This window comes from Streptomyces sp. HP-A2021 (assembly GCF_022807935.1).
GTDB lineage: Bacteria > Actinomycetota > Actinomycetes > Streptomycetales > Streptomycetaceae > Streptomyces > Streptomyces afghaniensis.
In genome coordinates this window covers 8,802,711-8,817,096 of record NZ_CP094344.1, presented here as the reverse complement: position 1 = coordinate 8,817,096, position 14,386 = coordinate 8,802,711, and the positions used below count along the sequence as shown (strand labels likewise).

Annotated in this window: 12 protein-coding genes; 2 read left to right on the top strand and 10 right to left on the bottom strand. The window is 71.1% G+C overall.

The features are described 5' to 3' along the window. Positions 1 to 147 precede the first annotated feature (147 nt). Both MQE23_RS39725 and MQE23_RS39720 read right to left on the bottom strand, forming a co-directional pair. Positions 148 to 543: a nuclear transport factor 2 family protein gene (locus MQE23_RS39725; protein WP_020277378.1), complete on the bottom strand. Its 396-nt coding sequence runs from the start codon at positions 541 to 543 to the stop codon at positions 148 to 150. Continuing rightward, complete coding sequence (locus tag MQE23_RS39720) at positions 528 to 980, bottom strand: VOC family protein (protein ID WP_020277377.1); 453 nt, start codon at positions 978 to 980, stop codon at positions 528 to 530. Before MQE23_RS39720 ends, MQE23_RS39725 begins: the two co-directional genes overlap by 16 nt. Positions 981 to 1,167: 187 nt before the next feature. Here MQE23_RS39720 and MQE23_RS39715 point away from each other — a divergent pair, with 187 nt between their 5' ends. Beyond that, entirely contained in the window at positions 1,168 to 2,202 is a 1,035-nt protein-coding gene (locus MQE23_RS39715) for an aldo/keto reductase (protein ID WP_243381671.1), read from the top strand. Positions 2,203 to 2,333: 131 nt separating this feature from the next. On the opposite strand, the gene MQE23_RS39710 is transcribed toward MQE23_RS39715, so the two are convergent. The 8 genes from MQE23_RS39710 to MQE23_RS39675 all read right to left on the bottom strand — a co-directional run bounded on the left by MQE23_RS39710 (position 2,334) and on the right by MQE23_RS39675 (position 13,145). Next, positions 2,334 to 3,248 (bottom strand): ABC transporter permease, encoded by a 915-nt coding sequence (locus MQE23_RS39710; RefSeq protein WP_243381670.1) that lies wholly within the window; start codon positions 3,246 to 3,248, stop codon positions 2,334 to 2,336. Beyond that, the gene (locus tag MQE23_RS39705) at positions 3,245 to 4,426 is read right to left on the bottom strand and encodes an ABC transporter permease (protein WP_243381668.1); all 1,182 of its coding nucleotides are present in this window, start codon (positions 4,424 to 4,426) and stop codon (positions 3,245 to 3,247) included. Before MQE23_RS39705 ends, MQE23_RS39710 begins: the two co-directional genes overlap by 4 nt. Then, positions 4,423 to 5,979, bottom strand: a complete 1,557-nt coding sequence (locus tag MQE23_RS39700) for an ABC transporter ATP-binding protein (RefSeq protein ID WP_243381666.1) — start codon at positions 5,977 to 5,979, stop codon at positions 4,423 to 4,425. The genes MQE23_RS39705 and MQE23_RS39700 overlap by 4 nt, the downstream gene beginning before the upstream one ends. A gap of 28 nt (positions 5,980 to 6,007) precedes the next feature. Then, the gene (locus MQE23_RS39695; RefSeq protein WP_020277371.1) at positions 6,008 to 7,096 is read right to left on the bottom strand and encodes a BMP family ABC transporter substrate-binding protein; all 1,089 of its coding nucleotides are present in this window, start codon (positions 7,094 to 7,096) and stop codon (positions 6,008 to 6,010) included. Positions 7,097 to 7,834: 738 nt separating this feature from the next. Next, positions 7,835 to 9,214 (bottom strand): amidohydrolase family protein, encoded by a 1,380-nt coding sequence (locus MQE23_RS39690; RefSeq protein WP_243381665.1) that lies wholly within the window; start codon positions 9,212 to 9,214, stop codon positions 7,835 to 7,837. Continuing rightward, on the bottom strand, positions 9,211 to 10,233 hold the full coding sequence (locus tag MQE23_RS39685; protein WP_020274053.1) for a zinc-binding dehydrogenase: 1,023 nt from the start codon (positions 10,231 to 10,233) through the stop codon (positions 9,211 to 9,213). The genes MQE23_RS39690 and MQE23_RS39685 overlap by 4 nt, the downstream gene beginning before the upstream one ends. A gap of 253 nt (positions 10,234 to 10,486) precedes the next feature. Continuing rightward, positions 10,487 to 11,686, bottom strand: coding sequence for a helix-turn-helix domain-containing protein (locus MQE23_RS39680; protein ID WP_243381664.1), 1,200 nt, complete (start codon positions 11,684 to 11,686; stop codon positions 10,487 to 10,489). A 10-nt stretch (positions 11,687 to 11,696) separates the two neighbouring features. Then, a complete protein-coding gene (locus tag MQE23_RS39675; RefSeq protein WP_020274055.1) occupies positions 11,697 to 13,145 on the bottom strand; it encodes an aldehyde dehydrogenase family protein in 1,449 nt (482 codons plus the stop codon). A 73-nt stretch (positions 13,146 to 13,218) separates the two neighbouring features. On the opposite strand from MQE23_RS39675, the gene MQE23_RS39670 reads away from it, so the two are divergent. Further along, positions 13,219 to 14,301 (top strand): NAD(P)-dependent alcohol dehydrogenase, encoded by a 1,083-nt coding sequence (locus MQE23_RS39670; RefSeq protein ID WP_243381663.1) that lies wholly within the window; start codon positions 13,219 to 13,221, stop codon positions 14,299 to 14,301. Positions 14,302 to 14,386 lie beyond the last annotated feature (85 nt).

Genomic DNA, 14,386 nt, shown 5'->3' with positions numbered 1-14,386 from the left:
CTGACACGGCTGCCTACGGTCGAGGGCACTCCCTGGGCCCCGCCCGTCGGGGAAGGCCTGACACCCCGTCCGCAGAAGAGCGGGCGGGGTGTCACAGAGGCAGACTGCCGGGTCAGGGCGCCGATTCCGGGCCTGTCGGCCGGGACGTCACGCGAGCTGCCGCTGCACCTCGCCGCTGTCCCAGTAGTCCGTTCGGCGCGTGATGAGACCGCCGGCGACGGTGAACACGAAGACCCCTCGGATGCGCACGGGGCGGTCGCCCGCAGAGCGCATGCGGAACGTCATGACGTACGGCACCGCGGCCGACTCGCCGTCGACGAGAAAGCGCTCGGGCGCGTAGTGCAGGTCCACGAAGTTCTCGAGGAACCCGGTCAGCGCGGCGCGGTACGCGGCGCGGCCCCTGCGGCTCTGCCCCGTCGACGAGGTGTGTTCGTTGACGAAGTCCTCTGCCACGCGGGCGGCCACGGCGTCGGCGTCATGTGCGTTCAGCGCCGCCAGGTACGCCTCGACCGCGGCGCGGGTTTCGTTCAGGACGAACCCCACTTCTCCCGGACCGTGTCGAAGACACGCTGGTCGTGGGAGATCTCGATGACGTTGCCATCGGGGTCCTTCAGAGCACAGATGTAGCCGATGGGGTCGGGCATCTGCCGGGGCTCCCAGTGCAGGCAGCCCAGTTCGCGGGCCCTGTCCGCGAGCGCGTCGACGTCCCCGCGCTCCGGCACCTCGATGCCGATGTGCGCGAACGGGTGCAGCAGGCCCTGCTGGGTGCCCTTGTCCTTGTTGAACGACACCAGGACGAGCACGAAGGGCGTCTCGGCCTGCTTGTCGTTGGAGAGCCAGACGCTTTCGCCGTCGGCGTCCTTGAAACGCTCGACGACGACCAGGGGAGTCAGCGAGGTATAGAACTCGATCGCCTTGTCGAGATCGCCGGTCGGCAGCGCGACGTGAGTCCAGCGGGCCGAGGTGAGACCGGTGGCCACGGTACCTCCAGTGAGTGGTGCGGTTTTCCTCGAGCCTAGGTCCGCGCGCGCCCGGAGGTCGATGTGCTGCGGACACAACACGTACGCCGAGAACACTGACCCCGCGCGACATCGGTTCCGCGCCCGCCGCGGTGGAAGCCTGCGGCATGACGGCGACAGATGTCGCCGGGGAGGACGAGGAGAAGACGTGCGCTACCGGATTCTGGGTGGGACGGGCATCGAGGTGAGTGAGCTCTGCCTCGGATCGATGATGTTCGGGGCCTGGGGCAACACCGACGAGACGGAGTGCCACCGCATCGTGTCGACGGCGCTGGACGCGGGGGTCAACTTCGTCGACACGGCTGACGTGTACGCCTTCGGCGAGTCCGAGGAGATCCTCGGCCGCGCGCTGAAAGGACGCCGCGACGACGTCGTACTCGTATCGAAAGTCCACAACCTGATGCCCGGAAGGCCGCTCGACCGAAACCGGCGCGGCAACTCCCGGCTCTGGATCATGCGTGCCGTGGAGGACAGCCTGCGACGGCTGCGGACGGACCACCTCGATGTGTATCTCGTCCACCGTCCCGATCCCCGGACCGGCATCGAGGAGACGCTCGGTGCGCTGAGCGACCTGGTGCGGGCGGGCAAGGTGCGGGCGATCGGGACCTCGAGCTTCCCGGCAGAGGAGATCGTGGAGGCGCAGTGGGCGGCACGGCGTGCCGGCCGCGAGCGGTTCACCGTGGAGCAGCTGTCGTATTCGATCCTGGCCCGGCACGCGGAGGCCGCCGCCCTGCCCACCGCGCAGCGGCACGGTTTGGGGGTCATGGTGTGGAGCCCGCTGAGCGGCGGCTGGCTGACGGGCAAGTACCGGGCCGGCTCCGAACCGGCGGGAGACTCGCGCGCGCGGACCCACGGTGACCACTTCGACTACGCCGACGAGCGGATACGCGAGCGCAAGCTGGCGGTCGTCGAGGAACTCGTGCGCCTGGCCGCCGACGAGGGCTGCACACTCGTCGAGCTGGCGCTGCGATTCGTGCTCGCCCATCCCGGCGTCACCTCAGCCCTCATGGGCCCGCGCACCCATGACCAGCTCCTGACGCAGCTCACCGCGGTGGACCGGCCGCTGTCGGCCGAGGCGCTGGACCGGATCGACGAACTCGTCGCGCCGGGCAGCGTGCTCAACCCACGGGACATCGGCCATACTCCTCCGGCGCTGGAGACCGCGGCGCTCCGCCGCCGCTGACACCGCTGTGCCACAGCGCATGCCGGCCCTTCGCGGGACCGGCATGCGCCGAGTGGTGTTCCCATCCGGACGCTGTCGGTCTGGATGGCCGTGCTTGTTTCGGCCGAGGGGGCCTTCTTCGGACGCTGCCGTCAGGTGGACCCGCGCTCGAAGGGGCGGCCGAGCGCCGCGGGTTCTCGGTGCTGGGTGGTGAACAGCAGCATGGCGAGGAGCGCGAGCAGATACGGAGCCGCTACGAGCAGCTGGGCGTTGAGGGTGACACCGAGCGCGGGGAGCGCCAGGCGCATCGCGTCGGAGAGGCCGAACACCAGGCAGCCGAGCATGGTCCGGCCGAGGCGCCAGGCCCCGAAGATCACCGCGGCGATGACGATGTAGCCGCGTCCGGCGGTCATGTTCTGGTTGAACGATCCGACCTCGCCGACCGCGAGGTACGCGCCGCCGAGGCCGGCCAGCGCGCCGCACCACAGCAGGGCTTGCCGGCGGCGCACGTTCACCTTGATGCCCGTGACGTCGGCGGCCTGCGGGTTCTCCCCCACCGCCCGGAGTTCCAGGCCCCAGCGGCTGCGCTCCACCAACCACCAGGTCAGCGGCACCAGCAGAATCAGAAGGTAGGCGGGCCAGCGTTCGAAGAACAGCGGCTTGCCGATGAGCGGGATGTCCTCGAGCAGCGGGATCGACAGCACCCCGACTTGGTGCGAGGCGAACTGCTCGGTCGTGATCAGGTAGCTCGTCAGCCCGAGCACCAGCGCGTTCAGCACGAGGCCGACGACGAAGGTGTTGATCTGGGCCCGGTGGGAGAGGTTGCCGTGCACGAAACCGACGACGAGGCCGGTCATGACGCCGGCCATGAGGCCTACGGTGGCACTGCCGGTCGCGCTGGCGGTGGCGACCGAGGTGAAGGCGGCGCTGAGCATCATCGCCTCGACGGAGATGTTCATCGCGCCGGCGCGCTCGGCCAGGTACTCACCGCAGGCGGCGAAGGCCAACGGCACGGTCAGCCGGACGCCGCTCGCGAGAATGGTCGTGGTGCTGTCCAGAACGCTCACGCGGCTGCCTCCGTCTTGGCCGGGACAACGGAAACGACGGGCGCCGCCCGCGGGGTGGCACCGCGACGCCCGTGGAAGAGGTCGACGAGAACGGGCGGTGCGACGAAGGCGAGGACGAGCAACGCCTTGACGATGTCGACGAGATACGACGGCACGCCGGTGGCCGAGAGGAAATCGCCGCCCGCACGCAGCACGGCGAACACGAACGACACCGGGATCGCGGCCATGGGCCGGTTGCGCGCGACGAGCGCGACGAGCAGGCCGTCCCAGCCGACGTTGTCCGAGAGCCCGGCCTGCAGCCGGTTGGTACTGACCGGGCTGGCCAGCAGCAGCCCTCCCGCCAGCCCTGCGAAGGCGCCCGACAGCGCCAGGGTGAATCCGCCGAGCGCACCCACCCGGACACCGGCATGCTTGGCCGTCAGCGGGTTCAGTCCGACCATGCGGACCCTGAAACCCCACCGACTGCGGGTCAGGACGAGGGCGACGCCGACCGCGGCGACGAGCGCGATGAACAGGCCCGTGTTCAGCTGGAGCGAAGGGTACTGCCCGAAGCTCGCGAGCTGGGCGTTCGCCGGCAGGGGGTTGGACTGGGCGTCGGCGATGCCCGAGGAGCCCTGCACACTCTCCTGCAGGCCCCAGGGTGTGCTGACCGCGAACGTGACGAGCTGGATGGCGAGGAACGTCATCAGCAGGGTGCTCACCGGAACGTTGACGCCGCGGAAGCGGAGCATCAGAGCGCTGAGCGCGGCCCAGGCGCCACCGCCGACCGCAGCGGCGATCAGCACCACGACGATCAGCATGGGGCCGGGCATGGCCAGCCGCAGCCCGACCCAGGCTCCGGCCAGGCCGCCGATGAGCACCTGCCCCTCCTGGCCGATGTTGAACGTGCCGGCGGACGAGCAGATGCACGCGCCGACCGCGACCAGCAGCAGCGGCGCCATGTTGAGCAGCGTCATCGTCCATCCGGTGGCGTTGGCCACCGACCCGGTCCATATCGCGGACAGGGAGGCGCTCGGCGAGGCACCGGTCAGCATGAGCAGCAGCGCGGACGCGCCCAGGGCGACGGCGACGAATGCGACGGTGAGGCCGACTGTCACCCCACCATCGCGGCCTGGTCGGAGCCGGGCGAGGAAGCGCCGGGCGAGGTCTTCCGGCTTCATCAGTGAGGCGGCACTCATGCGGCCTCACCGCCGACCAGCATGCCGAGCCGCTCGGATGTCGCCTCCGAGGCGGAGAGTACTCCGGTGATCCGCCCGGAGGAGATCACCGCGATCCGGGTCGCAAGGGCCATGACTTCCTCGAATTCGGTGGAGATGAGCAGCACCCCGACGCCTTCGGCGGCCGCCTTGCGCAGCCGGGCATACATGTCCTCGATGGCACCGACGTCCAGCCCGTGAGTGGGCTGCGCGGCCACCAGGATGCGGGTGTCACCGGACAGTTCCCGGGCGAGCACGACCCGCTGTTGGTTGCCGCCGGACAGGCTGCGCACCGGCGCGTCCAGCGACGGTGTGATGATGTTGAACTCGTCCGCGAGGCGACGGGCCTCGGCGAGCATCACGCCCCGCCGCAGCAGGAACCGGCCGCTGACCTTGTCGAGCGACTTCATCGTCAGGTTCTCGGCGACGCTCATGTCGAGGACGACGCCGCTTTGGTGCCGGTCCTCGGGCACGATGCCGAGACCGGCCCGGGCGAGCGCGCCGGGCCGGGTCACGTCGACCCTGCTCCCGGCGACCTCGACGGTGCCGGCGTTCGGCGCGACCAGGCCGGCGAGGACATCGCCGAGCGTCGCCTGGCCGTTGCCCTCGACGCCGTAGAGGGCGACGATCTCACCCGCGCCCACGGTCAGATCGACTCCTTCGAGAACCCTGACGCCACGTTGCTCGACGCTGAGGCCGGCGAGGCGCAGGACGGGCTGCTGCCCATCCTGGGCCCCGCTCCCGCCGGTGCGTGCCTTCTGCACCGGCAGCAGGCCGAGGGCCGCGCCCTCCTCGCCCAGCGACACCTCACGGCCCACCATCTGCTGGGCGAGGAGCTGTGGAGTGGTCTCGGAGGTGACCGCCCGGAAGGCGACACGGCCCTTGCGCAGGACCGTCACCCGGTCCGTGGCCTGGGCGATCTCGGCGAGCTTGTGGCTGATGAGGATGACAGCGCGCCCCTCCTCCTGCACCACGCGGCCGAGCACGGCGAACAACTCCTCCGACTCGGCCTGGGTCAGCACCGAGGTGGGCTCGTCCAGGATCAGGATCTGAGGGTCGCGCCGCAGGCACTTGACCACCTCGACCCGCTGCCGCTCGCCGGCCGAGAGCGCGTCGACGCGTGCCTCAGGGTCGATCGGCAGCCCGTACCGCGCGGAGACCTCGGCGATGCCGGCGCAGATGGCGTGCTTGTTCACCTTGCCGGTATCGCCGAGCGCCACGTTCTCCCACACGGTCAGCCCGTTGATGAGGCTGAAGTGCTGGTGCACCATGCCGATGCCCAGTTCGGCCGCTTCCTGCGGGCTGTCCAGCGCGACCTCCTCGCCGCGCACCAGGACGCTGCCGGCGTCACGCCGGACCAGCCCGAGCAGGACCTTCATGAGGCTGGACTTGCCCGCCCCGTTCTCCCCAAGGAGTCCGTGGATCTCGCCGGCGTCGACCCTGAGGTCCACGGCGTCGCAGGCCGTGACCGATCCGTAGGACTTTGTGATGCCGCGCAGCTCGAGAAACGGAACCGCTGAGGCTGTCGGTGTCATTGCTGATCTTCCTCGTCGGTGTCGGCAGTCAGCCGAGGCGCTTGACCTCGGCCGCGGTGTCGATCTTCTTGCTGCCGATCTTGTTCAGGAACTGCGCCAGCTGCTTGCTCTCGTCCCCCTTGGGGTCGCAGATCTTGACGGTCGGGTAGGGGTCGACGCCCAGCTGCCACACGCGCGTCGTGCCCATCTTCAGGTTGTCCTTGGCGAACTCCTCCAGCGCGGCGCGGAAGTAGTCACCCGGGTCGAAGATCACCGAGAAGTCGAACTTCGGGCTGGCCGAGTCACACCGGTCGGTGCCGGGGGTGAGGGTGAGCACGCCGTTGGCGTTCGCGAGCTTCGCCGACGCGTCGGTCGCGCCGCCGAGATAGGGGTAGATGACCTTGGCGCCCTGGCTGATCTGTGCCTGAGTGGCTTCCTTGGCCTTCGCCGAGTCGTTGAAGTCGCCGGTGTAGGTGCTCGTCAGCTTGGCCTTCGGGACGACCTCCCGGATCCCGGCCAGGAAGGCATTGGCGGCGGCGACACTGAAGTCGGCCTTGGTGCCGGTGATGAACCCAGCCTTGGTGTAGCCGGCTGCCTTCATCTTCAGGCCCGCGGCGTAGCCGGCGGCGAACATACTTTGGTTGGGGTCGTCGGTGGACATCAGAACCCGCGGGATCGGGGCGGAACCCGCCTGCCCCGGCATGTACCAGGCGGTCTTGGCGCAGACCGGGTCCTGGGAGGCGGGTACGGCGGTCTTGAGCTCACTCGCGGCGAGCGCGACCATGTCGACGTGCTGCTGACACAGCGCGCGTGCCGCGTTGAGCGCGTCGTTCGGGGGCACGCTGCCACGCTTGATGACTGTCCAGCCCTTCTCCTTGGCGAAGGCGTCCGCCGAGTCGACGAAGCTCTGGTAGTAGCCGTGGTCGTTGATGTCGCCGGGGCTGAGGACTCCGATGACGACCTTGCCGTCACCGTTGACATCGGGCTCCTTGAGGCCCGAGCCGCTGCCGCCGCTCGGCTGGGCGGTCGCCTTGGGCGCCGTCGCCGCGTTGCTGGCACAGCCGGAGAGCGCGAGGGCCCCTGCGAGGGCGAGGCCGACCGCGGCCCGAGGACGACGGAGCGTGCTTTTCGCAGTCATGTGCGTGGTTCCATTCGCTGAGTGGCACTGCCCCGTCGGGGCGGTGGCGTGACGTCGGTGGGATCAGTCGGCGGGGCTGACGGCCCGGTCGAGTTCGGCGCAGGAGATGCGGTCCTGGTGGGAGTGGAGCTCCTCACCCCCGGCGGCGAACCACGGGAGACCATCCGCCCGACCGCTCGGACCCGGGTGGGGTCGATGCGGCAAGGAGCGGACGTGACCGAAGGTCGGTGGTGATGCTGACGGCCTCCGCGAGCGCGATGTGCGCGTCCGGGAAGCAGGGATTGTCGTCGCCGCAGTCCTCGCCTCGTGCACGCGGCACTCCCCAGGGCGGGGACGTAGGCCGGCGACGGCGTGTCGGCGATCTGCGGGGGCGGGTTCGCCGGTCGGCGACGGCCCGGCGCTGGCACAGGTGAGTGTGCGAGGGCCAGCGCCTCGATGCGCTCGGGAATCTCGCCGGTCGTGACGTTCGTTCGAACGCGGCGGTGTGCTCGGTGTCGAGCCAGGCGTCCTTCGGCTTCAGGGTGTCCGGCCGCCGGGTGCCGATGAAGTGACCGTGCTCGACGGCGGCCCTCGCTGACCTGTGTGCAGCAGCCGTACGGCGCGCCATCGACCCCTGTGCCGGAGTCGCGTCGGATGAATCGTGTCGTCCGGGCCGGCGACCATCGGTCGCGACAGCGGGCCCTGCTTCCTCGCCGGCGGCAGCCCGGACTTGTCGATGACGTTCAACGGCGGGTCTCCTTACCGGTCGGCAGCCCGCTCCGTGGGCCAGGTGGGGCGGGGCGTGATGCCGGCGCGCCTGAGGAGGGCGGCGGATCGTTCGGCGGCGGCCGCGGCAACGGCCGCGAGGTCGACGCCGGTCGGTCGCCGGTCGCGGACGACCACGCGGCCGTCGACCAGCACGTCTCGGACGGTGCGCGACACATGGCCCCATACGAGCTGGCGGGCGAGGTCGCCCCGGGGCACCCAGGCGGGGTCGCGGGCGTCGAGCACGACGATGTCGGCCGCCTTGCCCACTTCGAGGGAACCGATCCGTTCGCCCAGACCGATCGCCCGGGCGCCGTCGATCGTCGCGAGGGCGAACGCCTGCTCGGCGCGGACCGGGTCGGGCAGATCACGGTCGCGTTCGAGAGCGGCGAACAGATAGGCGGCAAGGAGGACGTCCGGACCGTCTCCGGCGTTGTGCGCGTCGCAGCCCAGGGCGACCCGGCCGCCCCGCCGCACCAGTTCGGCGTGGCGGGAGGCGCGTGTGTACCCCTGGGCAAGACGAAGGTAGGCCCCCGGGCAAGCGGCGACCGCGGTTCCGGTCTCGACGATGGCGTCGACCTCGGCGTCGTCGAGCCACACGGCGTGCCCCAGCAGCACGCGTGGGCCGAGTACCCCCAGCTCGCGGAAGTGGATCACCGGCCGGCGCCCGCAGCGCAGGGCGTATGCCTCGATGTCGGCGGGTCCCGGGGAGATATGCCAGGTCAGTCCGACATCGAGCCGCTCGGCCAGGCTCACCGCTCCGGTGAAGAGCTGGTCGCTCGCGAGGTCGTGGCCCACGAGCGTCACCCACCCGGTGACGGGCCCGGTGGTCGGCAGGGACCGGACGATGTCCTCCTGCCGGGCGAGCACCTCGCCGGCGGGCGCGCCGAACGGCACGTCCTTGGCCTCCCAGCCCCAGCCGCCGACCCGGGCGCGGACACCCGCGGTGCCGAGCCCGGCGGCGACTCGTTCCGGGAAGGCCACCGTGCCCGGTTCCAGCACCGTGGTGACGCCCCGGGACAGGCAGTCGATCGCGGTGATGGTCGCGGCCAGTTCGTCGTCGTCACCGTCGGCGTGCGCGTGCAGCGGGACGATCCAGTCGAATATCGACTCCTGCGAGCCGATGTGGTCCGGGATCGTGCTGCGCACGAGGGGGTCGACCGTGGTGTGCTGGTGGGCGTTGACGAGGCCCGGGATCACGACACAGCCCGACGCGTCGATCTCCCGCGCGCCCGGGAAGAGGGCGCGCAGTTCCTCAGCCGTGCCGAGTGCGGCGATGCTGTCCCCGGACACGGCGACCGTCGCACCGGTGAGGACGCGGCGGGCGGGGTCCATCGTGACGACGTCGCCACCCACGATCAGAAGGTCGGTCATGGCTCGATCACGACCTTGCCGATCGTCTCGCGGGCGGCGAGCACGTCCCAGGCGTCGGCCAGGTCCTCGAGCGGGAGCCGCGCGGCGGTGGGCAGGTGCAGGCCCTCGGCGAAGCAGGCTGAGGTGGCCGCTACGAAGTCGGCCGAGGTGTAGCCGCCGGTGCCCAGCAGTTTCAGGCCGCGGTGGAAGACCTCCTGGAGCGAGAACGAGACCTGGTCGCCACTGGTGTTGCCCATCAGGAGCAGACGCCCGCGGATGCCCAGGCAGTCCAGTGAGGTGCGCCAGGTGTGGGTGCCGACGTGGTCCAGGACCAGGTCCGCTCCGGCGCCGCCGGTGAAGGCCGACACCGTTTTCGCCGCGTCGGGGTCCCCGTTGGGCAGTACCAGGTCGGCACCGGCGGCGCGGGCCGCGTCCCGCTTCGCCTCGCTGCCGGCGAACGCTACGACCGAGGCACCGGCCCGCTTGGCCAGCGCGATGGCCGCCAGGCTCACGGCGCTGGCGCCGGCGTGCACGACGAGGGTCTCACCCGCGGCGAGTGACCCGACCGAGTGCACCGCGTGCCACGCCGTCGCCGCGGCGGTCGGCAGGGTGACGGCAGCCGCGAGCGGCAAGGACTCGGGGACCTGAACAATCGATTCTGCAGAGGCCAGTACGTACTCGGCCAGGGCGCCGGGGACGTTGCCGCCGAGGATCCGAGGACTCGAGCAGTACGCACGATCGCCCACCGCGCACCGGGAGCAACTGCCGCACCCCTGGGTGGGATCCGCGACGACCCGGTCACCGGGGACGACCGAGCTGACCGCGGATCCGGTCGCCACCACCGTCCCGGCGAAGTCCATGCCCGGCACGTGCGGAAGCCGGAAGCCGGGGACCAGGGCCGGCCCCTTGCGCTGCAGCAGGTCCAGGCGGTTCAGCCCGCAGTACACGACCTTGACGAGAACGTCGCGCGGTCCGCAGACCGGCTCGGGGACATCCCGTAGGGACACGGCCTCGGGTCCGCCGAAATCCGTCTGAACCATGGCTCGCACCGCACTGCCTCCTCACCCTGGGCCGTCTCGCATTGCGAGGCGGTGGAACGTAATGCGAGGTACTCTGCCCCCGTCGGCCGGTGCTGTCAACGCTCCTTGGGAACATCTTGGTTTCATCGGTGTATCGCCCATTCAGAGGGCTGACAGCCCAGGCCGCGGCAGGTGGGTGAGGGTACGGAGGCAGGTGAGGGCGACCGCACCGGCAGGCGTCACCGCGCCGCGCGACGGCGCGGCATGCGGCGGCTCAGCGCCCGGTCGCCACCGGCTCATCGTCGCCGTGCAGCCGCTGGTCGTCAGCGCCGAGCAGGTCCAGGGCCGCGAGCGCCAGGTGCAGCTGCGCCGAGGCGGCGGGAAGCAGGGGGTCGGTGCCCAGGAGGCTCTTGATCTGGCGCACCCGGTAGCCCACCGAGTTGCGGTGCAGATGCAGTTGCGCGGAGACGCTCTGCCGGCTGCCTCTCTCGGCCAGCCAGGCACGCAGAGTCGCCATCAGCTCCGGACGCTGCCGGATCGGCCCGAGATGCGCCTCGGCGTAGGCCTCGAGTTGCGGGCGCGGAAGGGGCAGGAGTACCTGGACGACCCCGCAGCGGTCGAACGTGAGCAGCGGGACCATCCGGATCCGGGCCAGTCCGAGCAGCCTCTCGGCCTCGGTGAAGGACCGGGCCAGGCCTGTCGGCGAGTCGGGACGGGAACCGCTCGCTGCCATGACGTGGTCGGCGGAGTCGTCGTCGGTCATGAGACGCAGCCGGTTCCGCAGGCGGTCGAGCACGGCCTCGTCGGGCACCACCGTCCACGCGGTGCGACCCTCCTGCCGCACCGGGTGCTCCAGCCAGGTGAGGGCGGTGGACCAGGCACGCAGGCGGGAGCCGCCGTAGTGCAGTACGGCCCCGGCCGGCGGCCGCCGCAGATCGATGCCCAGTCCCGCGGCCGCCGTACACACCGAGGGACTCACCGTCCCTGACCGCAGCGCGGCGATGACGTCGGCCGGCGTGTGCTGCGAGACCTCGGCAGAGCCGTCCCCCGCGCGTACGGCGTCGATGAGCAGCGCGGTGACGGCGGCACCGGCCAGCGCCCGCACGCGCGGATCACCGGGGCCGACGGTCAGCAGCACACCGGCCACTGTCGTCCCCGCACGCACGGGCAGGGCCGTGGCCCGCAGCCCGTCCAGCGTGTGGACCACCGGTCCGGTCGCTTCGGCGAGCACGCCGTCCGCCACCGCCGGCGGCACTCCCGCGCCGCCGTCGGTGGCGGCCAGTGGCGCGCCCTCGGCGGACAGCAGGCGCACGTGCCGACCGGTCGCCCGGCGAAGCGCGTGGAGTATGTCCGAGCGCGCGGCGCCGGCGAGCACCGCCTCGGTCAGTTCCCGCTCCAGCAGGGCAGCTGTCGAGACCTCCGGCCCCGGTCCTTCCCGGGCCGGTTCCGACCGTGCCCCGGCAATGGTTCCCATGGTGTCGCTCTCAGCGGGCCAGCAGCCGGATGGCCACGCCCTTCTCCTGGGTGTACTCGCGCAGCGCCGCGTATCCGCCGCCCCGGCTGAAGCCGCTGTCCTTCTGCATGTTGAACGGGAAGCCGATCACTCCGGCGTCGTGGAACTGGTTGACCGCCACCTGCCCGGAGCGGACGTCCTTCGCCAGCCGGAGCGCCCGGGAGATGTCGTCGGTCCAGATGCAGGCCAGCAGGCCGAAGTCCGTCGCGTTCATCAGCTCGGTCGCCTCGGCGGTGTCGCGGAACGACTGCACGGCGAGCACCGGGCCGAACACCTCCTCCCGGGCGACGCGCATGCCCGCGTCCACACGGTCGTACACGGTCGGCCGGACGAACCACCCCTCGCCGGTGGGCCCGCCACCCGTGACCAGCCGCGCCCCCTCGCGAGGCGCCTCCTCGAGGAAGCCGCTGACGCGGGCGAACTGCGCGGCACTGACCAGCGGCCCCATGTCCAGGTCGGCTTCCCAGGGCCCGGTCTTGACGTCGGCCATGCCGGCGGCGACCCGCTCCACGACCTCGTCGTGCACCGAAGCCTCCACGAGCAGCCGCGAACCGGCGTAGCAGTTCTGCCCCGCGTTCTCGGTGATCGAGGCGACGATCGCCGGGATCGCCGTGTCGAGATCGGCGTCGGCGAAGAGTACGTTCGGCGACTTGCCGCCGAGTTCCAGCTTCACCGGGACGAGGTTCTGTGCGGCGGCCGCCATGATCGCCCGCCCCGTGGCGGTGGAGCCGACGAAGCTGATGTGGTCGACGCCCGGGTGTGTGGTGAGTGCGACGCCCGCCTCGGGGCCGAGGCCCGCGACGACGTTGACCACCCCCGGCGGGAAGCCCGCGCGGCGGGCGAGTTCGACGAGGGCGAACGGTGCCAGCGGCGCGATCTCGGACGGCTTGAGCACGACCGTGTTGCCCGCGGCGAGCGCCGGCGCGACATTGGCGGCCGTGAGCACGGCGGGAACGTTCCACGGGATGACGACGGCGCACACGCCGTACGGCTCGTGCACCGTGTAGCCCAGGTAGTCGGGGCTGCGGGTGGGCAGCGTGACGCCGGTGAGCTTGTCGGCCGCGCCGGCGAAGTAGTCGATGATGCCGTGCGCGATGTAGATGTTCGTCCGGCCCCCCGACAGGGGCTTGCCCACGTCCTGGGCCTCGACCGCCGCGAGGGCCTCGACCTCGGCGATGACGAGGTCGGCCCAGCGCCGGATCAGTGCTCCGCGTTCGCTCGGGTTGGTCGCCGCCCAGGCAGGGAACGCGCGGCGCGCGGCGGCGACCGCGTCATCGACATCGGCGCCTCCCGCCCGGGCCACCTCGGTGATCACCTGCTGGGTGGCCGGATCGAGGACGTCCAGCGTGCCGCCGTCGCGGGCCGCAACCCACTCGCCGTCGATGAAGTGCTGGGAAGAAGGAAAGTCAACAGCCGCCATAGGGCGAACCTTGACCGACATTGTCGCGCATGTCAATATGCGGTCTCGCAATGTGAGGCAATGAGGAGGCCCTGTGCGTGCCACCGCCGCTCTGCTGGAGCAAGCCGGACAGCCATTCGTCCTGACAGAGGTGGACCTGGACGACCCCCGCCCGGACGAGGTCCTCGTCCGCGTCGCGGGCGTCGGTATCTGCGGTACCGATCTCGAGTTCGCCGGCTTCTTCCCCACGCCCGCGCTGCTCGGGCACGAAGGGGCGGGCATCGTCGAGAAGGTCGGCGCCCACGTCACCTCCGTACGCCCGGGCGACCACGTCGCCATGTCCTTCGCGTCCTGCGGCACGTGCGCACTGTGCCGCACCGGCTCGCCCGCCTACTGCCGCGGCTTCGACGCGATGAACTTCTCCGGCCGCCGGCCTGACGGCTCCACCGCGGTGACCCACGAGGGGCGGGAGGTCAACGCCCACTTCCTCGGGCAGTCGTCGTTCGCCAGCCACGTCGTCGCACCGGAGCGGGCGGTCGTGAAGATCGACCCGTCGCTGGACCTGCTACGGGCCGGCCCCTTCGGATGCGGCTTCCAGACCGGAGCCGGCGGCGTGCTCAACGTCCTTCAGCCGCGCCCCGGCTCGTCCATCGCTGTCTTCGGGGCGGGAGCTGTCGGCGTGGCCGCTGTCATCGCCGCCGGCCTGAGCGGCTGCGAGGTCGTCGCCGCCGTCGACGTGAACCCGGCCAAACTCCAGGCGGCCCGCGGCTACGGAGCCACGCACACCGTCGACTCCTCGGCCGGGGAGGCCGCCGAGCAGCTGGCCGCCCTGGTCCCGGAGGGATTCGACTTCGTGATCGACACGACCGGGCGCGAGGACGTCCTGCGCACCGCGGTGGAGGCGCTCGGACCGCTCGGTCGCGCGGGTGTCATCGGCATCGGCCCCAGCGAGTCGATGAGCTTCGAGTGGCGCAGCATCCTCAACGGGCGCACCGTCACGGGCATCATCGCCGGGTCGAGCCTGCCGCAGCTGTTCGTGCCACGACTGCTCGAACTCAACGCCAAGGGCCGGTTCCCGGTCGAGAAGATGATCACCTACTTCCCGTTCGAGCAGATCAACGAGGCCGTCGCGGCGGTCCGGTCCGGCGCGGTCGGCAAGGCCGTACTGACCTTCTGAGCGTCTTCCGCGAGACGTTGTCGCACGCGGCGCGACACCTTAGGGTGGGCCGACGCCGATGAGGCACGCAGACATCCGGTGGCGC

Bases quoted from the DNA above. Each gene is read 5' to 3' on its own strand.
- MQE23_RS39705 (WP_243381668.1), bottom strand. From the start codon at position 4,426: ATGAGTGCCGCCTCACTGATGAAGCCGGAAGACCTCGCCCGGCGCTTC.
- MQE23_RS39700 (WP_243381666.1), bottom strand. From the start codon at position 5,979: ATGACACCGACAGCCTCAGCGGTTCCGTTTCTCGAGCTGCGCGGCATC.
- MQE23_RS39695 (WP_020277371.1), bottom strand. From the start codon at position 7,096: ATGACTGCGAAAAGCACGCTCCGTCGTCCTCGGGCCGCGGTCGGCCTC.
- MQE23_RS39690 (WP_243381665.1), bottom strand. From the start codon at position 9,214: ATGACCGACCTTCTGATCGTGGGTGGCGACGTCGTCACGATGGACCCC.
- MQE23_RS39685 (WP_020274053.1), bottom strand. From the start codon at position 10,233: ATGGTTCAGACGGATTTCGGCGGACCCGAGGCCGTGTCCCTACGGGAT.
- MQE23_RS39680 (WP_243381664.1), bottom strand. From the start codon at position 11,686: ATGGGAACCATTGCCGGGGCACGGTCGGAACCGGCCCGGGAAGGACCG.
- MQE23_RS39675 (WP_020274055.1), bottom strand. From the start codon at position 13,145: ATGGCGGCTGTTGACTTTCCTTCTTCCCAGCACTTCATCGACGGCGAG.